The organism is Pseudomonas sp. Mb7 (assembly GCF_054790525.1).
Genome location: NZ_CP186501.1, coordinates 3,062,891 through 3,084,982, shown reverse-complemented (window position 1 = coordinate 3,084,982; position 22,092 = coordinate 3,062,891). Strand labels below are relative to the sequence as shown.

At 60.8% G+C, this 22,092-nt stretch carries 21 protein-coding genes; 6 read left to right on the top strand and 15 right to left on the bottom strand.

Translation table 11 applies throughout. From position 1 onward, the window contains the following. Window positions 1-325 precede the first annotated feature (325 nt). Both chrA and ACOYXH_RS13795 read right to left on the bottom strand, forming a co-directional pair. Window positions 326-1,669 (bottom strand): chromate efflux transporter, encoded by a 1,344-nt coding sequence (gene chrA / locus ACOYXH_RS13800; RefSeq protein WP_460410818.1) that lies wholly within the window; start codon window positions 1,667-1,669, stop codon window positions 326-328. 493 nt (window positions 1,670-2,162) lie between these two features. Continuing rightward, window positions 2,163-3,062, bottom strand: a complete 900-nt coding sequence (locus ACOYXH_RS13795) for a LysR family transcriptional regulator (RefSeq protein WP_460410817.1) — start codon at window positions 3,060-3,062, stop codon at window positions 2,163-2,165. Window positions 3,063-3,351: 289 nt separating this feature from the next. On the opposite strand from ACOYXH_RS13795, the gene moaB reads away from it, so the two are divergent. Further along, window positions 3,352-3,891, top strand: a complete 540-nt coding sequence (moaB, locus tag ACOYXH_RS13790; protein WP_095047943.1) for a molybdenum cofactor biosynthesis protein B — start codon at window positions 3,352-3,354, stop codon at window positions 3,889-3,891. Next, on the top strand, window positions 3,888-5,093 hold the full coding sequence (locus ACOYXH_RS13785; RefSeq protein WP_095047942.1) for a molybdopterin molybdotransferase MoeA: 1,206 nt from the start codon (window positions 3,888-3,890) through the stop codon (window positions 5,091-5,093). Before moaB ends, ACOYXH_RS13785 begins: the two co-directional genes overlap by 4 nt. Window positions 5,094-5,763: 670 nt before the next feature. Here the strand turns inward: ACOYXH_RS13785 and ACOYXH_RS13780 are convergent. The 3 genes from ACOYXH_RS13780 to ACOYXH_RS13770 all read right to left on the bottom strand — a co-directional run bounded on the left by ACOYXH_RS13780 (window position 5,764) and on the right by ACOYXH_RS13770 (window position 8,870). Then, window positions 5,764-6,660, bottom strand: coding sequence for a bestrophin family protein (locus tag ACOYXH_RS13780; protein ID WP_460410815.1), 897 nt, complete (start codon window positions 6,658-6,660; stop codon window positions 5,764-5,766). A 36-nt stretch (window positions 6,661-6,696) separates the two neighbouring features. After that, window positions 6,697-7,695, bottom strand: a complete 999-nt coding sequence (moaA, locus tag ACOYXH_RS13775) for a GTP 3',8-cyclase MoaA (RefSeq protein WP_095047940.1) — start codon at window positions 7,693-7,695, stop codon at window positions 6,697-6,699. 323 nt (window positions 7,696-8,018) lie between these two features. Beyond that, complete coding sequence (locus ACOYXH_RS13770) at window positions 8,019-8,870, bottom strand: CAP domain-containing protein (RefSeq protein WP_460410814.1); 852 nt, start codon at window positions 8,868-8,870, stop codon at window positions 8,019-8,021. A 198-nt stretch (window positions 8,871-9,068) separates the two neighbouring features. On the opposite strand from ACOYXH_RS13770, the gene ACOYXH_RS13765 reads away from it, so the two are divergent. Beyond that, complete coding sequence (locus ACOYXH_RS13765) at window positions 9,069-9,689, top strand: cell wall hydrolase (RefSeq protein ID WP_034155563.1); 621 nt, start codon at window positions 9,069-9,071, stop codon at window positions 9,687-9,689. On the opposite strand, the gene ACOYXH_RS13760 is transcribed toward ACOYXH_RS13765, so the two are convergent. Beyond that, on the bottom strand, window positions 9,686-10,573 hold the full coding sequence (locus ACOYXH_RS13760) for a LysR family transcriptional regulator (protein ID WP_095124588.1): 888 nt from the start codon (window positions 10,571-10,573) through the stop codon (window positions 9,686-9,688). The two genes, ACOYXH_RS13765 and ACOYXH_RS13760, sit on opposite strands and share 4 nt — an antisense overlap. Before the next feature lie 162 nt (window positions 10,574-10,735). On the opposite strand from ACOYXH_RS13760, the gene ACOYXH_RS13755 reads away from it, so the two are divergent. Beyond that, the gene (locus ACOYXH_RS13755) at window positions 10,736-12,088 is read left to right on the top strand and encodes an MFS transporter (RefSeq protein WP_460411467.1); all 1,353 of its coding nucleotides are present in this window, start codon (window positions 10,736-10,738) and stop codon (window positions 12,086-12,088) included. A 28-nt stretch (window positions 12,089-12,116) separates the two neighbouring features. Here the strand turns inward: ACOYXH_RS13755 and ACOYXH_RS13750 are convergent, their stop codons facing one another. The 4 genes from ACOYXH_RS13750 to ACOYXH_RS13735 all read right to left on the bottom strand — a co-directional run bounded on the left by ACOYXH_RS13750 (window position 12,117) and on the right by ACOYXH_RS13735 (window position 15,432). After that, a complete protein-coding gene (locus ACOYXH_RS13750; protein ID WP_460410813.1) occupies window positions 12,117-13,532 on the bottom strand; it encodes a heavy metal sensor histidine kinase in 1,416 nt (471 codons plus the stop codon). After that, window positions 13,529-14,200, bottom strand: coding sequence for a heavy metal response regulator transcription factor (locus ACOYXH_RS13745; protein WP_007918415.1), 672 nt, complete (start codon window positions 14,198-14,200; stop codon window positions 13,529-13,531). Before ACOYXH_RS13745 ends, ACOYXH_RS13750 begins: the two co-directional genes overlap by 4 nt. Window positions 14,201-14,209: 9 nt before the next feature. Further along, window positions 14,210-14,467 carry a DUF2790 domain-containing protein gene (locus tag ACOYXH_RS13740; RefSeq protein WP_064389346.1) on the bottom strand — a complete coding sequence of 86 codons (258 nt, stop codon included), beginning with the start codon at window positions 14,465-14,467 and terminating at the stop codon, window positions 14,210-14,212. Window positions 14,468-14,721: 254 nt separating this feature from the next. After that, on the bottom strand, window positions 14,722-15,432 hold the full coding sequence (locus ACOYXH_RS13735; RefSeq protein WP_095047934.1) for a murein L,D-transpeptidase catalytic domain family protein: 711 nt from the start codon (window positions 15,430-15,432) through the stop codon (window positions 14,722-14,724). A gap of 151 nt (window positions 15,433-15,583) precedes the next feature. On the opposite strand from ACOYXH_RS13735, the gene ACOYXH_RS13730 reads away from it, so the two are divergent. After that, window positions 15,584-17,200 carry a L,D-transpeptidase family protein gene (locus ACOYXH_RS13730; protein ID WP_258708399.1) on the top strand — a complete coding sequence of 539 codons (1,617 nt, stop codon included), beginning with the start codon at window positions 15,584-15,586 and terminating at the stop codon, window positions 17,198-17,200. 3 nt (window positions 17,201-17,203) lie between these two features. Here ACOYXH_RS13730 and ACOYXH_RS13725 read toward each other — a convergent pair whose 3' ends face one another. The 4 genes from ACOYXH_RS13725 to ACOYXH_RS13710 form a co-directional block, all read right to left on the bottom strand. Continuing rightward, the gene (locus ACOYXH_RS13725; RefSeq protein WP_257355407.1) at window positions 17,204-17,719 is read right to left on the bottom strand and encodes an HvfX family Cu-binding RiPP maturation protein; all 516 of its coding nucleotides are present in this window, start codon (window positions 17,717-17,719) and stop codon (window positions 17,204-17,206) included. Window positions 17,720-18,168: 449 nt separating this feature from the next. Beyond that, the gene (locus ACOYXH_RS13720) at window positions 18,169-18,798 is read right to left on the bottom strand and encodes a DNA-3-methyladenine glycosylase family protein (RefSeq protein ID WP_258708398.1); all 630 of its coding nucleotides are present in this window, start codon (window positions 18,796-18,798) and stop codon (window positions 18,169-18,171) included. Next, window positions 18,799-19,596 (bottom strand): isocitrate lyase/PEP mutase family protein, encoded by a 798-nt coding sequence (locus ACOYXH_RS13715; protein ID WP_220556401.1) that lies wholly within the window; start codon window positions 19,594-19,596, stop codon window positions 18,799-18,801. It abuts the gene before it with no gap. A 32-nt stretch (window positions 19,597-19,628) separates the two neighbouring features. Continuing rightward, complete coding sequence (locus ACOYXH_RS13710) at window positions 19,629-20,711, bottom strand: bifunctional transcriptional activator/DNA repair enzyme AdaA (RefSeq protein ID WP_460410812.1); 1,083 nt, start codon at window positions 20,709-20,711, stop codon at window positions 19,629-19,631. 210 nt (window positions 20,712-20,921) lie between these two features. On the opposite strand from ACOYXH_RS13710, the gene ACOYXH_RS13705 reads away from it, so the two are divergent. After that, a complete protein-coding gene (locus tag ACOYXH_RS13705; RefSeq protein ID WP_095047928.1) occupies window positions 20,922-21,335 on the top strand; it encodes a VOC family protein in 414 nt (137 codons plus the stop codon). On the opposite strand, the gene ACOYXH_RS13700 is transcribed toward ACOYXH_RS13705, so the two are convergent. Continuing rightward, window positions 21,332-21,952, bottom strand: coding sequence for a LysE family translocator (locus ACOYXH_RS13700; protein ID WP_095124596.1), 621 nt, complete (start codon window positions 21,950-21,952; stop codon window positions 21,332-21,334). The two genes, ACOYXH_RS13705 and ACOYXH_RS13700, sit on opposite strands and share 4 nt — an antisense overlap. Window positions 21,953-22,092 lie beyond the last annotated feature (140 nt).

Here is a 22,092-nt window from a genome sequence, read left to right as displayed (position 1 = left end):
GGATATCAAGAAGTAGGGGACTGTCGCGGTTCTTTAACGGACGCGATCAGACAGACCGGGCGATATCCGGCGGGCGTGCGGAGTGACGCAGCTTGGAACGGCGCAGGGCCATGGGGAGATTGACGATACGATTCATACGCCGCCCCTGTGAGAGAGGGCGCGCAGGGTAGAGACGTTCAACGATTCTGGTTGTTGTAGTGACGTACTCATAACGCGTGTTTCCGTTGGCGGAAAACGTCGGTGGCGGGCTGAGCCGCCGACCGGTGTGCCCGGATAGTAAGGGGGAATTCGCGGGCGTGTAAACGGGAGATTCGCGGGCCAAAGTTCAGCGCATCAGGTGAAAGCCCAGCCCGGCGAGGGCGCAAACGATCAACACACTGATCACGCCGCGTTTGAAAACGAACAAAGCCAATGCTGCCGCCACCGCCAGCATCAGCGAAAACACATCCAGCGCCCCAGCAAAACCGTTTGGCCACAACACGTGATAGGCGAAAAAACACGCCAGATTGACAATCACCCCGACCACGGCAGCGGTGATCGCCGTCAGCGGTGCGGTGAACTTCAGTTCGTTGTGCGTCGATTCCACCAACGGCCCGCCGGCGAGGATGAACAGAAACGAGGGCAGGAAGGTGAACCAGGTCACCAACGTTGCCGCCAGCGCCCCGGCGGCAAAGGCATGTTCGGGGCCGAACGCCGGTTGCACGTAGGCACCGACGAAACCGACAAACGCCACCACCATGATCAGCGGGCCCGGGGTGGTTTCGCCGAGGGCGAGGCCGTCGATCATCTGCGTTGCCGTCAACCAGCCGTAATGCCCGACGGCGCCCTGATAGACGTAAGGCAGCACCGCGTAAGCGCCGCCAAAGGTAAGCAGCGCAGCTTTGGTGAAGAACCAGGCCATTTGCGTGAACGTGCCGTCCCAGTCAAATAGTGCAGTCAGTATCGCCATGGGCAAACACCACAGCGCGGCGCCGACCGACAGCAGCCGCAGCAACCTCGCAAGGCTGAAACGGGCATGTTCGGGGGCCGGTGTATCGTCGTCGATCAACGCCGGGCCGAAGGATTTCTCGCTGTTGCGCGCGCCGCCGTTGCTGAATCGTTGCGGCGCGAATCGTCCGCCCAGATAGCCGATCAGCGCGGCCCCGAGGACGATCAAAGGGAAGGGCACATTGAAGGCGAAAATCGCCACAAACGACGCCCCGGCAATCGCCCATAGCCAGGCATTCTTCAGGGCGCGCGAGCCGATGCGATGCGCAGCGTGCAACACAATTGCGGTGATTGCCGGTTTGATCCCGTAAAACACTCCGGCCACCGCCGGCACGTCACCGAACGCGACGTACAGCCACGACAAGCCAATCAGAATGAACAACGACGGCAGCACAAACAACGCACCGGCGATGACACCGCCCCAGGTGCGATGCAGCAGCCAGCCGATGTACGTCGCCAATTGCTGAGCCTCGGGGCCAGGCAGCAACATGCAGTAGTTGAGCGCGTGCAGAAAACGCTTTTCAGAGATCCAGCGTCGGCGCTCGACCAACTCCTGATGCATGATCGCGATCTGCCCGGCCGGGCCGCCGAAACCGATGCAGCCGAGTTTCAGCCAGAAGCGCCAGGCCTGGCGCAGGGTGACGGGATCGGGGCGGGGCAGGTTGTTCGGCGCTGTGCTCAAGCGAGACTCCGGGTTGAATCCTGGCGGAGCGGCTATCTAATCAGACTTTCAACCCTCACCCCAGCCCTCTCCCGAAGGGAGAGGGAGCCGACCGAGGTGTCTGGTGTTATCCATCGACCTGGAAGATCGAGTCGATTATGGATTGGGTCTTCAGCCAGACGCCTGAGGGCGAGCGGCCGGCCAGCTACTCAGAGAGAGATAGCGTACCGAGGTAATTTGCGTTTCACATCGACCTTGAAAGGTTTGGTCGGTCATGGATTCACCACAATTCCTTCACGTCGGCGTACTTCTGCAATATCCCCCAATCAGTCCCCTCTCCCTTGGGGAGAGGGCTAGGGTGAGGGGCTTTTGCTTTTCAGGCGTGCGCCAGACTCCTGCGCAACGCCGCACCTCGATCACTCGCGCGCGCCTCGACCCGATGCACAATCTGCAGTCCTAACAGCGGCCGTCTTCGCGAGCCTGCTCGCGAAGACGGCCTGACATTCAACACCATTTATTCGGTAGAAACCTCTACCCCAAACAACTTCCGCGCCTCGGCAAAACACTTCTCGGCAATCGCCGAGCGCGGTTCGGTCTTGCGCATCACCAGGCCCAGCGGCGCGAGCACGCTGGCATCCGGCAACTGCATGAACGACAGGTGCTCGATCGGCTCTTCCAGGCCACTGTCCAGCGGCATGATCGCGCAGCAGAAGCCTTGGTGAATCGCCTGCAATAGCTGATAGGTTGAGTCGCTTTCCATGATCGGCTGCGGACTGAGTCCACGGCTGCGGAAGCTCAAGTCGATGGATTTACGGTAATGCATGCCGGCGGTGATCATCCCCAGCGGCAGTTCGGCGGCGTCTTCCCAGCTCATTTGCGAGCCTTCGAACTGGAAGTGGCGGTTGTCGTAGAGCAGACCGACACGGGTTTCGCCGATCTCGAAAAACTCGAAATAGTTCGGGTTGACGTGATCCAAATAGCACACGCCCAGATCGAGCTGATTGTTGCCCAGCCGGGCGATGATCTCGTCAGAACTGAGCGACGATAGACTGAACTTCAACTCCGGATACGTCCCCGACAAACCCTGAATGTAATTGACCGGGTTGAAGCTGCTCAGCGGCACCAGGCCCAGACGCAAGCTACCCACCAGTTGCCCGCGACACGCCGCCGCTTCGGCGAACAAACCGTCATGGGCCGCGAGCAAGGTGCGTGCCCACGCCAATACGCGCTCGCCGGCCTGGGTGAAATCTTCAAAACGCTGGCCACGGTTGACCAGCACCAGATCCAGCTCGTCTTCCAGATTGCGCAGGCGCATCGACAACGTCGGTTGGGTGATGTGGCAGCGGGCGGCGGCCTGGCCGAAGTGTCGGGTTTCGTCCAGCGCGATCAGGAACTTGAGTTGTTTGATGTCCACGATGGCACCTGCTTGATGGGGATTTTTTGATTGAGTAGTGACGCAGATGCGCGGGGCGCACGAAAAGCGCAGGTTGCGACGATCTCATCTGAACAGTTGTTCGTCCAATCAGAAGTGCTTGAAGGACTATCGATCAGCTCTATAAGGCCCGGTTTTACTGGCATGCAACAACGTGAAAGGCACCGATAGAGGCGGTCGATAATGTGGTTGGCCGGAGTGATTAGACACTGCTCATAAGTGGCACTTAGGCTGCTCGGCAATGTTGATTAAATGCTGCCGGAGAACTGCCATGAGCGCAAAAGCCGATGCCCTGTTTGTCCCCCTGAATATTGCCGTGCTGACGGTCAGCGATACTCGCGATTACGCCAGCGATACCTCCGGCCAGTTGCTCGTCAGTCGTTTGCTGGAAGCCGGGCACACCTTGAGCGAGCGCAACTTGCTCAAGGATGATCTGTACAAGATCCGCGCGCAGGTCGCCCAGTGGATCGCCGACGAAGGTATTCAGGTCGTGCTGATCACTGGTGGCACCGGATTTACCGGTCGCGACAGCACGCCGGAAGCGGTGGCCTGTCTGTTCGATAAACACATTGACGGCTTCGGCGAACTGTTCCGGGCGATTTCGATTCTGGATATCGGTACGTCCACCGTGCAAAGCCGTGCGCTGGCCGGGCTGTCGAACGGCACGTTGGTGTGCTGCCTGCCCGGTTCGACCGGCGCCTGTCGCACCGCGTGGGAAGGCATTCTTGCCGAACAACTGGATAACCGTCATCGCCCGTGCAACTTCGTCCCGCACCTGAAAGCCGTGCAAGCCTGTGGGCCACGCGGATGAGCAAGGCACCGCTGATGCCGGTCGAGGACGCTCTCGACCAATTGCTCGGCATGGCCAATGAGCAACGTCTGGCCGACAGCGAACTGCTGGCGCTCGACGATGCGCGTGGGCGGGTGCTGGCCAGTGATCTGGTGGCGACACTCGACTTGCCGCCGTGGCCGAACAGCGCCATGGACGGTTACGCGCTCAATCTCACCGATCTGCACCGACAGCCGCTGAAGGTCTCGCAAAAGGTTTACGCCGGGCAGGCGCCGGACACGTTGCTGCCCGGCACCTGCGCACGGATTTTTACCGGCGCACCGCTGCCGCCTGGCGCTACCTGCGTCGAGATGCAGGAGAACGTCGAAGTGCTGGAGGACAGCCGCGTGTGCTTCTTGCAGCCACTGAAAGCGGGGCAGAACATCCGCGCGCAAGGTCAGGAAAATCGCGTCGGCGACATCCTGCTGCGCGCCGGCAAACGCCTTGGACCGTTCGAACTGGCGGTCGCCGCCGGGCAAGGGCTGGCGCAACTGCACGTGGTGCGTCGCCCGCGTGTGGCGCTGCTGTCGACCGGTGATGAACTGGTCGAGCCGGGTCAGCCGTTGCGCCCCGGCAGTATCTACAACAGCAACCGCGTATTGCTCGGCCACTGGTTGCGGGAGCTGGGCTGCGAAGTGATCGACGCCGGCATCCTCCCGGATCGACCGGCGCAGACGCGGCTCAAACTTGAGCAACTGCAAGTGAGCGCTGATCTGATTCTGACTACGGGTGGCGTGTCTGCCGGTGATGCCGATTGCCTCGGACAGGTACTACGCGACAACGGCAAACCGCTGTTGTGGAAACTGGCGATCAAGCCTGGCAAACCGCTGACGGTCGGGCATTTCGGCACGGTGCCGGTAATAGGTTTGCCGGGCAACCCGACCTCGGCGCTGGTGACGTTCGGGTTGTTGGCACGGCCGTATCTGCTGCGCATACAAGGCGTGGAAGATCTCATGCCGCTGAGCTTCACAGTCAACGCGGGTTTCGATTGGCACAAGGCTGGCGGCCGTCGTGAATACCTGCGGGTGAAGCTGGAAGCGGGGCGAGCGGTGCTCTATCCGAATCAAAGCTCCGGCGTCCTGCTCGGCGCGACCTGGGCCGATGGCCTGGTGGAAATCCCCGAGAACAGCACGCACAACCTCGGCGACCCGCTGCGCTTTATTCCCTTCAACGAACTGTTCTGACCTCAACACCAATCAAAACTGTGGGAGCTGGCTTGCCAGCGATGGTGGCAGGTCAGTTGGCGTTGATGTTGGCTGATACGGCCTCATCGCTGGCAAGCCAGCTCCCACAATGATTTGAGGTGATGCTTGATGTTGAGGATGTACACAGAACCTGTGGGAGCTGGCTTGCCAGCGATGGCGGCAGGTCAGTTGGCGTTGATGTTGGCTGATAAGGCCTCATCGCTGGCAAGCCAGCTCCCACAATGATTTGAGGTGATGCTTGATGTTGAGGATGTACACAGAACCTGTGGGAGCTGGCTTGCCAGCGATGGCGGCAGGTCAGTTGGCATTGACGTTGGCTGATACGGCCTCTTCGCTGGCAAGCCAGCTCCCACAATGATTTGAGGTGATGCTTGATGTTGAGGATGTACACAGAACCTGTGGGAGCTGGCTTGCCAGCGATGGCGGCAGGTCAGTTGGCGTTGATGTTGGCTGATACGGCCTCATCGCTGGCAAGCCAGCTCCCACAATGATTTGAGGTGATGCTTGATGTTGAGGATGTACACAGAACCTGTGGGAGCTGGCTTGCCAGCGATGGCGGCAGGTCAGTTGGCGTTGATGTTGGCTGATACGGCCTCTTCGCGAGCAGGCTCGCTCCCACAGGGTTTTGAGGTGTCTGGAGAGCTAAGGATCAGCTCAGCACATAGTCCACAGGCTTCAGCGCCGGGGGGACTTCTGCGCCAAGCTCAGCGAGGATATCGCGTTCGATGGTGCGCACCAGCGCATCGGTCGGCAGGTCGTTTTCATCGCGGCCGAAGGGGTCTTCCAGTTCATCGGCAATCGCATCCAGGCCAAAGAACGTGTAGCTGACAATCGCCGTGAACAACGGTGTCAGCCAGCCCAGCGGTTCGGCCATGGCGAACGGCAGCAGGATGCAGAACAAGTAAATCGTCCGGTGTAGCAACAGCGTGTAAGGAAACGGCAGCGGCGTGGTCTTGATCCTTTCGCACACCGCTTGCGCCTGGGTCAGGCTGGTCAGGTGATTGGCCAGCAGCATGTAGCGCCACTCAGTCAGTTCACCGTTCTGATGCAGATCGGAACACTGCTGGCCGACCGTTTGCAAAATGCGCCCGCTGTAATCCGGCGTCTGCGGATCAGGTTTGGGAATGATCCATTGGCTGCTGGCGTCCGCTTCGCTTTCTTTACGCAGCCGCGCATTCAACGCATGAGCAAAGCCACACAGATTAAGCAGCAACGGCTTGCGTTCAGCCGATTCACGAATCACATGGGTTTCGCGAATCACCGAGCGAATGTGCACGATCACCTCGCCCCAGGCTTTACGAGCTTCATACCAACGGTCATAGCAGGCGTTGTTGCGAAAACTCATGAAGATCGACAGCGACAAACCGAGCAAGGTAAACGGCGTGGCATTGACCTTGGTGAAGTTGCTCGGATGGAGGATTTCCACCAGGACGATGGCCGAGGCGAGCAGGGTGACCATCAGCGTGCGCATGGCGATGCGCTTGGCAATCGAACCCTTGAGGGTGAAGAGAATGGCGAACTGGTTGATCTTGGGTCTGATGATCATGCTGTGCGGTTCCGATAACCGATGAAACTGGCGGGATCAGCCGCCGGTCATGTTCATGAAACGCACGACCTGAACATCGTCGTTCACTTCGAAATTATGCCGATACGGCTTGAGCTTCATCGCCTCGATGATGGCTTTCTCCAGCCGCTGCGGTTGCCCCGGATGCGCACGCAGCACCGCTTTCAGATCCACCGAATGCTCGTTACCCAGACACAGTAGCAGGCGCCCTTCGACGGTGAGGCGCACACGGTTGCAGGTGCCACAAAAGTTGTGGCTGTGCGGTGAGATAAAACCCAGGCGAATCTCCGGTGCCTCGGCCAGCCGCCAGTAGCGCGACGGGCCTTGAGTCGATTCTGCCGAGTCGATCAGGGTGTAGCGCTCGGCGATTTTTTCGCGCACCTGCGCGCTGGAGAAAAACGACTCTGCGCGACTGTGTTCACTGATGATCCCCAGCGGCATCTCTTCGATGAAAGAGACGTCGAGCTGACGATCAATGGCGAAGCTGACCAGATCGTTGATCTCCTCATCGTTACGGCCCTGCATCACCACGACGTTGAGTTTAGTGCGGGTAAAACCGGCCTTGCGCGCGGCATCGATGCCGTTGATCACCTGCGCCAGATCGCCCGTGCGGGTCATCTGTTTAAAGCGCTGCGGATCGAGGCTGTCGAGGCTGATGTTCAGGCGCTTGACCCCAGCGTCGAACAGCGGCGCGGCGAGTTTGCCCAGTTGTGAACCGTTGGTGGTCATGCACAACTCGCGCAGGCCGGGCAGGGCGGCGATCTGCTCGCACAGCTTGACCACGCCCGGACGGATCAGCGGCTCACCACCAGTGAGACGAATCTTGCGTGTGCCGAGGACAACGAAGCTCTGCGCCAGTTGATAGATCTCTTCCAGCGTCAGCACTTGCTGGCGTGGCAGAAACTGCATGTCTTCGGCCATGCAATAGACGCAGCGGAAATCGCAGCGGTCGGTCACCGACATGCGCAGATAGTCGACGCGGCGGTTGTAACCATCGATCAAGACACGCTCTGACAAGGAAGCCTCGCAGGAATGAAAACCGCTGTGGAAAGAGTGGGGGTAACGTAGGTTATGGGCAGCGTTCCATGGCGTCCAATCACTGTTAGTGACTGATCGATTGACGCCATCGATGACCCGAGTTTTGAGTATCACAGATCATGGATACACCGCTTAGCACTGAGGGAGCTGTGTTGGCCGAGAATGACGGGGATTGCACCGATCACTGTGGGAGCGAGCCTGCTCGCGAAGGCGTCAGGACAGACAACATTGATGTTGAATGTAATGGCCTCTTCGCGAGCAAGCTCGCTCCCACAGGGTAGATTGATGAACTTGAGAGCGGGTTACTGGGCGCCGAACATCGCGGTCCAGTAAATGCCGGCGCTGCTTTTCGGGTCGGTCGCGTAGGCGGCGCCGAGTTCCTGGTATTGCGGGTTCATCAGGTTGGCGCAATGGCCGGGGCTGGCGAGCCAGCCTTCGACGACTTTGTGCACGGTGTCTTGCCCGGCGGCGATGTTTTCGCCGACCTGTTGGCCGCTGTACCCGGCGAGTTCCGCGCGATCGCCCGGGGTGCGGCCGTCGCGGTCCTTGTGGTCGAAGTAATTGTTGTTGGCCATGTCGCGGCTGTGATCCTGGGCGATAGTGCCCAGTGTCGCGTTCCAGGCCAGCGGTGCGGCAGCGGCGAACGCCTGACCGCCACACTGACGCGCCTGACTGCGGGCGACGTTGAGTTCACTGAGCAATTTCTGCCCCTCACTTTGCGCATCACCGAGCCTGGCTGTCAGCAGCGGCCGCGCCAGCACAATTCGCCAGTCGCGGTCGTCGCGGCTGACACCGACATCGACAAACTGCGGATCAAGCACCACCTGACAGAAACTTTCCTTGATCGCCTGCATCGCCGACGCCGCATCACGCGGGCCGTTGAGCGTGATCGCCTGCACATTGACCATCGGGTAACTGGCGCTGGCCATGGCTTGTTGCAGATCGACAGCACCGCTGGCGCGTAATCTCAGCCGGGGATCAGCCGACAGCGGTGGCAGTTCATTCGATGCCTGCGACCCGCAACGCTGTGGCTGGCTGCGGTAGCTGTTGATCGACTCGATCAATTGCGACTCATCGCCAGCCAGCGCCGGAATGGCAAACATAACGCCGACGGACAAAGCGGCAAGACGCAGAACGAATGGCATGAAGCGCATGGAAATCTCCCTTGAGCTGAATGCGCCCATGATGCGCGAAAGGCCCCCGGTGAGTGCAATGTCTTTTTTCTTCATTCAGCGGTTTTTCTGCGCAACTTTGTCTCTGGGTTTGCCGTCTACACTCACCGAAGACCCCGGGATACGGGTGTCTCCCCGACGTAACACCTGCCCGACTCGGGCGCTGCCGGAAGAACAGACATGGGATTGAAAGGCTGGGCGGGTTGTCTCGTATTCACCCTGTTGGCAGGCTCTGCATGGGCCACCGATCAGGCCCCGATCAAAGCGAAGGCTGAAGAAAAAGCCCAAGTGCTGGAAGAGAAAGCGGCGGACAAGGTTAGCGCCGCACCGGCACCGAAAGCCGAAGCCATCACCCCGACCGAAGTGCAAGCGGTCGACCCGGCCGGCGCGGCGCCGCTGGACGATCCGATCACTTGCCTGGCGCGCAGTATCTATTGGGAAGCCAAAGGCAAAGACACGCCGGAAATGGAAGCGGTGGCCAGTGTGGTGATGAATCGCCTCGGCCACGAAGGTTTCCCCGACACGGTGTGCGCTGTCGTCAAACAAGGTTCGGAAACCAAGAGCTGCCAGTTTTCCTGGTGGTGCGACGGGCGTCCGGATCAGGTCAAGGAAGATGCCGAATACACGCTGGCCAAGGATATCGCCCGCAAAGCGCTGAACCGCCAGCTCAAGGATCGCACCAACGGCGCGCTGTATTTCCACGACCGCAATGTGCATCCGAGCTGGGCCAAGGAATATCGCAAGACCGCTGAAACGAAAAAATTTCTCTTCTACAAACCTGCCGGTGGCGACGCGCGCTAAGCGCAGACCTGCCGCACACAATCACGCAACCAGCGATGCGCCGGGTCAGCGTCCATGCGCGGGTGCCAGAGCATCGACACGCTGATGTCCGGCATCGCGAAGGGCAGGGCGAAACTGTGCAGGCCCGTGCGCAGTTTGCTGGTATGACGCTGCGGGACCGTGGCGATCAGGTCTGACTCACGCACCAGCGTCAGCGCCGCCGAGAATCCACCGAACGAGGTGACGATGTCCCGCGTCAGACCGAGCGCGAGTAACGCTTCGTCTACTGGTCCGCTGCTGCGCCCGCGTCGTGAAATGAGAATGTGCTCGCCGCCGGCAAAGCGCCTGCTGGTGATTTTTCCCGAACGCAAGGCATGCCCCTCTCGAACCACACCGATCCATTGATCCTGAAACAGGATGCGGCTGTGCAGTGTCGGGTCGGTGCTGTCATCGACCACGCCGGTTTCCAGATCGACGCGGCCTTCGCGCAGCGGCGTGCTGTCCTTGTCGGCTTTTTGCACAAAGCGCAGGCGTACATCGGGCGCTTCTGCAGCGATACGCGCGAGCAGGGCAGCGGCGAAGGTTTCAACAAAGCCGTCGGTGTTGCGCAGGGTGAAGGTGCGTTGCAAGCGGCGCGGGTCGAGCACCTCGGCAGGGCGTAAAACCGCCTCGGCTTCCTGCACCAGATGACTGACCCGCTCGCGCAATTCGAGTGCGCGCGGCGTTGGCACCAGGCCACGACCTGCTCGCACCAGCAAGGGATCCCCGGTGGTTTCGCGCAAACGGGCGAGGGCGCGACTCATGGCCGACGGGCTCAACCGCAGGCATTTGGCGGCGCGGGCGACGCTGCCTTCGCGCAGTAACACGTCGAGGGTGATCAGCAGGTTCAGATCCGGGGTGGTCATAACATGGCGTTCCATGCAGGTATTGAGTGCAAAGCATGCGTCTTGCGCCGTGTGTTGTCGAGGCTCAGGCTTTGACGCATCACCTTTGCACTGTGAGCCTGCTATGCCCCAAGAACCTCTGAGCCTCCCGCCCGCTGGGCGCTGACCAGTCTGGCCTTGTCGATGTTGATGCCTTCCCTGGACACCAGCATCGCCAACGCCGGCTTGCCGATCCTCGCGACGGCGTTCGAGGCGACGTTTCAACAGGTGCAATGGATCGTGCTCGCTTACCTGTTGGCGATCACCACGTTGATCGTCAGCGTCGGGCGTCTGGGCGATGGTTTTGGTCGACGTCGACTGCTGTTGATCGGGATCGGCATTTTCACCAGCGCTTCGTTGGCCTGTGCGCTGGCTCCCGGACTGGGTTGGCTGATCGGCGCACGGGCGGTGCAAGGCGTCGGCGCGGCGATCATGTTCGCTTTGACAGTGGCGTTGGTGGCCGATGCGGTGCCGCAGACGCGGGCAGGCAGTGCGATGGGCTTGCTGGCGACGATGTCGGCGACGGGCACCAGTCTTGGGCCGTCGCTGGGTGGGTTGTTGATGACGCATGTCGGCTGGCAGGCGATTTTCCTGCTCAACGTGCCGCTGGGCTTGCTCAATGTCTGGCTGGTGTATCGCTTTCTGCCGGTGGATCGCGCAGCAGGGCCGCGAGTGACGTTCGATTATTCTGGCAGCGCGGTGCTGGTCTTCACGCTGGCGGCCTATGCGCTGGCAATGACGCAGGAAGGTTTCATGTTGCCGTTGCTGCTGGCCAGCTTGGGCGGCGCGGGCTTGTTCTTCATGATCGAGAAGAAGGCCAAGGCGCCGCTGATACGCTTGTCACTGTTCGCTGACCGGCGATTGAGCAGCAGCCTGGCGCTGACCTTGCTGGTGACGACCGTGATGATGACCACGCTGGTGGTGGGACCGTTTTACCTGAGTCGCGGATTGGGCCTCAGCAGTGCAGTGGTCGGCTTAGCGTTATCGCTCGGGCCGTTGTTGTCTGCGTTTGGCGGTGTGCCGGCCGGGCGTCTGGTGGACCGCTTCGGCGCGCGGCGCATCGTGCCGGGCGCGTTACTCGCCATGGCCTGCGGTTGTGGCTTGTTGGCGCTGTTGCCGATGAGTCTGGGGTTGCCCGCCTATTTGCTGTCGATTGCAGTGGTCGCCGTCGGCTATGCGCTGTTTCAGGCGGCGAACAACACCGGGTTGATGGCCGGAGTTCGTCAGGAGCAACGCGGTGTGGTTTCGGCGATGCTTGGATTGGCACGTAATCTGGGGTTGATCACCGGGGCGGCTGTGATGGGTGCAGTGTTTGCGCTGGCGGCGGGCGATCCGACTCAGGCCCCTGCAACCGCCATTGCCAGCGGCTTGCACATCACTTTTGGCGTCGCGGTGGCATTGATGGCTATGGCTTTGATCATAAGCCGAGCGCAGTTCAACTGTAGGAGTGAGCCTGCTCGCGATAGCGGTGTGTCAGTTAATGAGGATGTTGGCTGAACCACCGCTATCGCGAGCAGGCTCACTCCTACAGGGGATTTGTGCTGTCTTGCCGGGCGGGGAAGAACAGTTCGAAGCAGGTGATGCCATCGGCACTGCTGACGCTATAGCGGCCCTGATGCAACTGCATGATGGTCGCGACGATTGACAAGCCCAAACCATTGGATTGCGCTGAGCGCTCGCGTGACTGATCGACGCGGTAAAAACGCTCGAACAGCCGCGCCAAATGTTCAGGGGCAATGGTTGTGCCCTGATTGCGTACCCGCAGATAACTGCCATCCAACTCGGCAATCGCTTCCACCTGCACCGTCGAATCCGCCGCACCGTACTTGATCGCATTGGCGCACAGGTTGGCCAGCGCACGGCGTAGCAGCATCGGTTCGGCCCAGATCACACCGCTACCACGAGCCTCAATGTACACCCCGACATCAGCCGCCAATCCTTCAAAATAATCGGCAATGCGCTGCATCTCATCCGCCGCGTCCAGCTCCTGGCGCTGGCTCAGCGCACTGGCCGGATCGGTGCGGGCGAGGAACAGCATGTTGTCGAGCATCCGCGTCAGGCGCTCCAGCTCTTCGACGTTGGAGGCGAGCAACTGTTGATAGGCCTCCATGCTGCGGTTCTGCTGCAGCGCAACCTGGGTTTCGCCGAGTAGGTTGTTGATCGGCGTGCGCAACTCATGGGCCATGTCGGTGGACACCTGACTCAACTGCGTAAAGCCCTTGGCGAGGCGGTCGAGCATGGCATTGAAGGCTTCGATCATCGGCTGCAATTCTCGTGGTGCACCGCTGCTGGCAAGGCGTTCGCCAAGGTTGCCGACACCAATGCCATGCGCGTGTTTCGCCAGTCGTCGCAACGGCAGCAAACCGCGATACACCAGCAAACAGCCCACCACCGCCAGCAACAGTGCCGCCAGTGAGGCAAGGCCATAAACACTCAATCGGTAGTTGGCGAGCATCGCCGTGCGCTCGCTCATCAAACGCCCGGTGGTGACTTGCAAGTTGCCCAGTTCACCGGAATCGATACTCGCCGCCACCGCCGAAAACGGCACGCCGTCGACGCTCGGCAAGTGCTGCACGTCCTTGAGCGTCATCGGCTGGTCGCTGGGCACCGGCGGCAACGTAGGCGTGCTCAGATTGCCCGGATTGACCACCAGCAGCGGCGGTTGCCCCGGCGAGCTAATGGTCAGCAACGCTTCGCGATTACCAAGCATGTTCTGGAACAACGCCGGTTTGTTCTTGATCAATTCGAGGGTGTTGCTGTCATTGAGAAAGGTGCGCAACTGATCGACGCGGCTGACCAGTGAGATGTCGTCGCGGCGAATCAGTTGCGCTTCGAGTTCGCCGTACAGCGCGGCGCCGAGGCCGGCCAGCGAGGCGAACGCGAGCAGGGCAAACACCAGCGCCAGGCGCAGTGTCAGGGAATACGGGCGATGGGCGCTCATGGTTGCGTATCGAAGCGATAGCCGATGCCACGCACGCTATGGATCAGCTTGAGCTGGAACGGGTCATCGATCTTCGCCCGCAAGCGGCGCACGGCGACATCGACGACGTTGGTGTCGCTGTCGAAATTCATGTCCCACACCCGTGAAGCAATCAGCGAACGGGCGAGAACCTGGCCGGTATGAGTGGCGAACAACTGCAGCAACGCGAACTCTTTGTTGGTCAGGGTGATGCGCACCCCGGCGCGGCTTACGCGGCGTTTGAGCACGTCGATCTGCAGGTCGGCGACTTGCAATTGTTCGTCTTCATGGATCGGCCCGCGCCGCGTCAGGGTGCGCAGGCGCGCCACCAGTTCGGCGAAGGAAAACGGCTTGATCAGGTAATCATCAGCACCTAGTTCGAGGCCTTTGACGCGGTCAGCGATATCGTCGCGGGCGGTGAGGAACAGCACCGGCGTATCAGCTTCCTTGCGCAGCCGGCGCAGGACTTCCCAGCCATCCATTTTCGGCATCATCACATCGAGCACGATCACATCGAAACTGTGTTCCAGCGCCAGGTGCAGGCCGTCGGCGCCGTCACGGGCGAGGCTGACGCTGTAACCCAGTTCCTGCAAACCGTTGAGCAGGTAATTGCCGGCCTTGGGTTCGTCTTCGACAACCAGAATATTCATCGATCAGTCTCAATGGTCATTGATGCAACCGCTGCCTTGTACCTGATAGTCCAGCACATGTTCGCGGCCCTGATGGTCGAGGTAATTCAATTGCGCCGGGACCACGCCACACGCTTGTGAAATATCGGTGCTGGACAGGACTTTGTCGACATCCAGATTGACGTAGAAACCGGATTTGTCATGAATCACGGCGGTGTCGGGCATGTTCGCGGCGAACGCGCTGCCGGTGGCGAGGAGGGCGGTGAAGGCGAGCAGAAGGGTTTTCATGGTCAGTCACTCAGTGGTCGGAGTTGATCGGCATTGGCGCCGGGACAACTTCAGGCTACCGAGCGATCCGCACGGCAAACCGACAGCTGAATGACAAAGTTGTAATGAAACGGTGTACGAAGATTTTCCAGACTCAACTCAAATCCTTGTGGGAGCTGGCTTGCCAGCGATGAGGCCTGCACAGTCAAAATTTCATTGACTGATCCACCGCTATCGCTGGCAAGCCAGCTCCCACAGGGTTACAGGTTGTGCCGTCAGCTCGCGTGGGTGTTGAGGATGCTCGCCACCTGCTGCGGCTGGCAGTTCAGGTACGGCGACGACTTCAGCCAGCGCTGATCCGGGTACCACGAAAACATGAACTGGCCATTCTTCAACCGGTCGATCACCTGCTTGGCGATCTGTGGCCGAACCGCTGGGCAGCCCTGGCTGCGGCCGATGCGCCCCTGTTTCTTGCTCCACAACGGATTCACATAACTGGCGGCGTGAATGACGATCGCGCGATCGCGGGCCATGTCATTGAAACCCGGCTCCAGACCGTCCATGCGCAGCGAATAACCGTGGGTGCCGCTGTAGCTTTCCTGCGTGCGGAACAGGCCAAGGCTCGACTGGTAACTGCCTTCGACATTGGAAAACTGCGTAGCGAAGTTTTCCCCGGAGTTGGAGCCGTGGGCAACCAGATCGCGCAGCACCAGTTTCTTTTTGTTGAGGTCGAAGATCCACAGACGGCGTTCGGTGGATGGCTGCGAATAGTCGATGATCGCCAGATGGCGGGACGGTTTCGCACCGTTGTTGACCGCGCACTGCATGGCGTTCAACGCACCTTTCAGCGCTTGGGGATTGAGTTCTGGCGCGGCGTGCGCGAGGCTGGTGTAGAGAACCGGCGATGGTTTGCCGGCGGCAAAAACTGGACTGGTCACGACGAGAGCGGTGGCAGTCAACAGAAGTCGGCGCAAAAACGTCAACATTTTATAAAGTGTCCTCACTTGCTACTTATTTGGCACTTTGGCTCCTGACTCCCAGTCAATACCCGCAAGCCCGTCGATCGAGCCTGACTCTCAAGCGCACCTGATGTAAGGTTGGCCATCATCTGGACGGCCATGGATTGGAGTAAAGCAGTTGTTCAAAAAGTACGCATGCTACTTGAGCATTTGTTTGCTCGCTGCGCCGTTTGTCGCTTGTGCCGATGAGCCGCTGCCGCCGCTGGAAACACTGCCGACGCCACCGGCAGAAATGCCGGTCGAGCCGCAAAGTCCCTTGCAGGCAGTTTTGATCAGTCTGGCGCAGTCATGCCCGGCGATTGCCGCACATCTCAATGGCCCGGCGCTGACGCAATTGCAGGCCTTCTATCAGCAGCAGGACTGGATGCCGGTGTGGGCGAGTGAATCTGCGCGATTGCCGATGTTGCAGGCGCAATTACAGTTTTTGGCCGATGATGGCCTCAATCCAAAACGCTATCCGATCGCGACCACAGCGCCGCAGGATGGCGAGTTGTGTGCCGACATCGACATCAGCCGCAACTACCTCCAGGCCCTGCAGGATCTGCATTACGGAAGCTTGCTGCAATCACACTTCGAACCGCTGTGGCATGCCGACGCCACCCCACGCGACCGTCAGGCGGAATTGTTGGCCATCGCGGTACCGGGCATGCACGACATTCCCGCCGCGTTCGAACTGGCCCGACCGCGCCTGGCGCAATATCAGGACCTGCGTCAGCTCTACGCTGCGCAACGGCTCAAAGCCTTGCCGCAATGGCAGTCGGTGGGCAGCGGGCCGCTGTTGCGCCCGGCCATGGAAGACAAACGCGTGCCGGAACTGGCCCAGCGTCTTTACAACGAAGGTTATCTGACTCAGGTCGTTGGTACGCCCGGCAATGCTTATGACGGCGTGCTGGTCGACGCCGTGAAGAGTTTTCAGGCCAACCATTCGCTGCAGGCTGACGGTGTAGTCGGGCCGGGCACGATTGCCGAACTCAACATCAGTCCGCTGACCCGTCGCGAGCAGTTGCGGGTCAACCTCGAACGTTTCCGCTGGATGGCTCAGGACATGGAGCCCGATGGCTTGCTGGTCAACGTCGCCGCCGCGGAACTGACGCTGTATCAGGGCGGCGTACCGGTGTGGCAGACGCGCACTCAGGTGGGCCGCGCCGAACGCCAGACGCCGCTGCTGAAATCGCGGGTGACACGCCTGACCCTGAACCCGACCTGGACCGTGCCGCCGACCATCTGGAAAGAAGACAAGCTGCCGGAAATCCGCAAGGACCAGACCTTCCTCAGCCGGCAGAACCTGCAAGTGCTCGACGCCAACGGGCAGCCGCTGGCGGCGGCGGACATCGATTGGGACAACCCCGGCAACATCATGCTGCGTCAGGACGCCGGGCCGCGTAATCCGTTGGGGCAAATGGTCATCCGCTTCCCCAACCCGTTCTCGGTGTACCTGCACGACACGCCAAGCAAGGCGCTGTTCGAAAAAGGACCACGCGCTTTCAGCTCCGGTTGCGTGCGGGTCGAACACCCAATGCAACTGCGTGATCTGCTGCTCACCCCGGCGGAAAAGGCCCGCACCGAAACCTTGCTGGCCACCGGCACCACTCACGAATTTCGCTTGTCGGCACCGGTGCCGATCCTGATGACCTACTGGACGGCCCAGGTCGACAGCAGCGGCCGCGTGCGCTACTCACCGGACATCTACAGTCGCGATAGCGCGTTGCTGGTGGGGCTTGATCGAGCGCACTGAGCCTCAGCGGGTGCTTCGGTTCCAGAACACCCGCGCCAGCCACGCATCGACACTCAACTTGCCCGCCCCGGCGAACACCAGCGGCAGTAGCGCGGCCAGGTAAATCGCCGGCAGCTTGAAGTTGCCGAAGCCTTTGTTGGTGATCGCATACCCCTGCGCCAGTTCGCTCAGTGACGACCAGTCTGCGGGCCAGTGCACGGCGGCGGTCGCCACGACGGTGACCACGATCAGCGAAACCGCCGAAATGCGCGTGCCGAAGCCAAGCAGAATCGCCAGTGCGCAGATCAGTTCGGCCCACATCGACAGTTCCCAGTTCAGCGTTGCCGGCAGTTGATCGAATGGGAAGGGGAATCTGTCCTGGATGTCTTCGAACCAGTTCTGCCCGTTGAGTTTCTCCAGCCCGGATTCGAAGAATTCCCAGGCGATGAACAGGCGCAGCGTCAGAGGGGCGAGCCAGGTGCCGGCGCGGTCGAGGTTCAGGTGCAGGGCTTTGATGGCGGTTGAAAGGGTGGCGGTCATGATGCAGCTCCGGTGAGTTGAGTGAAATCGACCGGGGCATTTCAGCGTTGGGGTGTATCGGGTGTGTGTCGACGGTGTGGGGATTGTGCTTTTGGTGTGTCTGCGGCTTCGGGATATACAGTGCGATACAGTCAAAGGCCCCTCACCCCAGCCCTCTCCCGGGGGGAGAGGGGGCTGACCGAGTTGTCTTGCGTCATCCATCGACCTGAGAAATCCGGTCGATTATGGATCTAAGTTTTGGCGATCATGGATTCACAGACGCTATTTCAGGTCGGCGTAAAATCTCCCATCTCCCCCAATCAGTCCTCTTTGCCTCTGGGAGAGAGCTAGTGAGGGCAGTCGATTATAGGTTTGAGAAGTCTTGTCGATCGTGGATTCACAGATGCTATTTCAGGTCGGTGTAAATCTCCAATATCCCCCAATCAGTCCCCTCTACCTCTGGGAGAGGGCTAGGGTGAGGGCTGCAGTTTCGGCACCCGCCACAAATACCACGCCGCCACCGTCCGATACGGCCGCCACGCCAAACCAATCTCGACCATCTGTCTGCGCGTCGGCTGCACCTCGAGCCCCTTCAATCGCCGATACCCCTCACGCACACCAAAGTCATCCGCCGGCAAAATATCCATGCGCTCCAGGCTGTAGATCAGCAACATCTCCACCGTCCAGCGACCGACCCCGCGCAAACTGACCAAACGCTCGATCAACGCCTCGTCATCCATCGCCAGCGCCGTAGCGTAATCCGGCACCACACCCGCCAGCGTCGCCTGAGCAATCCCCTGAATCGTCGCAATCTTGCTCGCCGAAAACCCGCAACCGCGCATGCGTTCGAAATCAGTCGCAAGAATCTGCTCGGGACGCGGAAATGACTGCCCCGGAAACAGTCCCACCAAGCGCCCGACAATCGCATCGCCGGCCTTGGCATGCAGCTGCTGATAAGCAATCGCCCGCACCAATGACTCATAAGGATCGCGCGCCGGATGCGGTTGATGCAGGCACGGGCCGATCGCTTCGATATGGCGCCGCCAGTGCGGATCAAGCGCGGCCAGAAACGCGCTGGCCGCTTGATAGTCGTCAGCCATTTATTTCAGCAAGCCGTTGACTTCGCCGTAGGTGAACGCCTTGAGTTCATGGCTGTCGAGTTTGCCGCTGGCCAGAAAGCTTTTCACCAGCCCGCCCATCGCGCCATAGAGGAATTCGGCAATGCCGGAGCCGGCGCTCAAGCGGCGTACGCCCAGCGCCAGCAGCTCTTCAGGCGACGGCAAACACGCGAAGCCAAGCACGTTGACCGGCAGCGCCGTGCCCTTGCAGATTGCCTCGATTTCATAGGCACTCGTGACGCCCGCCGCGAACAGGCCATCGGCACCGGCCGCTTGATATAACGCAGCGCGACGCAGGGTTTCGGCGACGCGATCTTCGGCCGGAACCAGGCTTTTCAGATAGACGTCGGTGCGCGCATTGATGAACAGCTGCACCTCGCGCTTGTTGGCCACCTGACGTGCCACTTCGATCTTGCGCGCGAGCAACTCCGGATCCGCAGAACCGTCCTCGATATTGATGCCAACAGCACCCGCCGCAATCACCGCATCCAACACTTCCGCCACGCGCCCGAGGTCGTCGGAATAACCGGCCTCGACGTCCACGGTCAACGGCACGCTGATCACCCGGGCGATGGCTTCTACCGTCGACACCAGCCGTTCGAGGGGCAGAGCGTTGCCGTCCGGGTAGCCGTGGGCCCAGGCCACTGCGGCGCTGCTGGTGGCCACGGCTTTACCGCCCAGGTGCTCGACCAGTCGCGCGCCGGTGGCGTCGCCGACGTTGGTCAGCATCAACAGGCCTTGCTGGTGCAACTGGTGAAACTGCGTAGCGAGCGCGTTCATCAAAAATCCTTCTTGTCAGTTGATTCGATTCGTCAGAATGCCAGGGGTTGCGTGAGCTGCACGGCGGCGTTTTCCAGTCGCAGCAGAAACGCTTTGCGCGGCTGCCCACCACCATAGCCGGTCAGCGAGCCATCCGCGCCGATCACGCGATGACAAGGCACCACAATCGACAGCCGATTGTGCCCGTTGGCCAGGCCGACCGCGCGACTGGCGCCGGGTTTGCCCAAACCGGCGGCGATGGCGCCGTAGGTGCTGGTGTGGCCGTAAGGGATTTGCAGCAGCGCCGACCAGACCTGCCGGGCGAACTCGCTGCCGGGCAGGTGCAATGGCACGGTAAAGGTATTCAGCTGGCCGGCGAAATACTGCGCCAGTTGCGCCTCGATCTGCTGCAAATGCGCGTTGTGCCCCGGCGCCACCGCGTAACCGTAGCGGTTCTGCAATTCCTCGACTTCGCGGGTCAGTACCGGGCGATCAAGAAACTCCAGCAACACCAGGCCACGGCGTTCGGCCATGGCAATCATCGGCCCCAGCGGCGTGGTCAACCGGGTGAACAGCAGCGGCTCGCTGTGTCCGGCGCGGCCCGGGGTGATGTGGAAGGACTTCTGAAAGGCATCGCGAAAACCGCTGAGCGATTCATAACCCGAATCAAACGCGGCGTGATCAATCGAGATGCCTTGCTTGATCCCGCCCAGCGCCATGCCCAAGCGGCGCGTGCGCAGCCACGCATGGAAGGTCATGCCGAAATGCTGCTTGAACCAGCGCCGCAGCTTCAGCGGCTCGATGCCTTCAGCGAGCAATTGTGCGTCGCTCCAGCGCACCTCCGGATCGGCGCCCACGGCGTTGAGCAGCCGTTGCACCCAGTCCGGGGCGATGGCTGCGGCATCCAGTGGTTTGCAGCGCAGGCAGGCGCGATAGCCCGCCGACAGGCAGTCGTCGGCGTGGGCGAAGAACTCGACGTTCTCCGGTTTCGGTTTGCGCGCCGTGCAACTGGGGCGGCAGAAGATCCCGGTGGTTTTCACGGCCGTGAAGAACACGCCCTCGTAGGCAGTGTCGCGTTCGAGCATGGCGCGAACCATCTCGGCGTGGGGCGGCAGGACAGCGGTTTGTATGTTCATGGGCTGAGAGTAAAACCAGTTTGTCGATGGCTCCACCGAAAAATCGACAGTGAATTTTCAACCCCTCTGAACTACCGTGTAGGAGCTGCCACAGGCTGCGATCTTGATCGTTCCCACGCTCTGCGTGGGAATGCAGCCCGGGACGCTCCGCGTCCCAAAATCCCAGATCGCCGCTATCGGCAGCTCCTACCGTTTGTTGAGGTGTGTCCGATGCATCCGTTTTCCATCCAGCATATCGATCACATCGTCCTGCGCGTCGCGGACCTGCCGCGCAGCATCGACTTCTACAGCCAGGTGTTCGGTGCCGAAGTGGTCAAGCGCAACGAACCGTTGGGCCTGATACACCTGCGCGCCGGCACGTCGATGATCGACCTCGTCGACCTGCAAGGCGAACTCGGCCGCAAGGGCGGCGGGGCGGCCGGCAGCGAACGGCGTAACGTCGATCACTTCTGCCTGCGCATCGAGCCGTTCGACGAAGAAGCACTGCGCGCGCACTTGCAATCCTTCGGCTTGAGCGTGGCCAAAGCCGAGTCACGCTTCGGCGCCGAGGGCAAAGGGCTGTCGCTGTACTGCTTCGACCCGGACGGCAATCAGGTCGAACTCAAAGGCCCGTCCGAGGCTTAAGCGCGTTTGGCCATCAACAGCACCGAAGCCGCCGCCGACAGCAGGCCTGCGCAGCAACGATTGAAGATTCGTTTGCCGCGCGGCTCGGCGAACCAGCGGCGCATGTGCAGGCCCATCCAGGCGTAGGCGCTGATGGCGATCCACTCCAATAAAAGGAACAGCACGCCGAGTACGGCGAATTGCGCCGCCACCGGGCGCGCCGGGTCGACGAATTGCGGCAGAAACGCGGTGAACAGCAAAATCGCCTTCGGATTGCCCGCCGCCACCAGAAACTCCTGTCGTGCTAAAGCAAAGAAGCCAACGGTCCCGCCTGTTACTTGCTGCTCGGCCTCGGGATTGGCCCGCCACAACTGCCAGGCCAGGTACAACAGATACGCCGCGCCGACGATCTTGATCGCATGGAACAACCATTCCGAAGTCTGCAACACCACTGAGAGACCGGCACCGGCCAGTGCGATCATCCCGGCGAACGCCAGAATCCGTCCGATGCCCGCCGTGCAGGCGCGGCGAAAGCCATAACGCGTGGCGTTGCTGACCGACAGCAGATTGTTTGGCCCGGGGGCCATATTCAGGGCGAAGCAGGCCGGAAGAAACAGGATGAGCGTGGCGAGATCCATGACGGCACTCCAGAAACGAGAGCGATATTTTTAGCACAGCCTCCGGGCGCTCAGACCCATACAGTCACGCGGCGCTGTCGCGGTACAGCGCCCGGTGCCGTTGGGCAACGCGGTCGAACTTTTTGCAGATGCCTTCACTC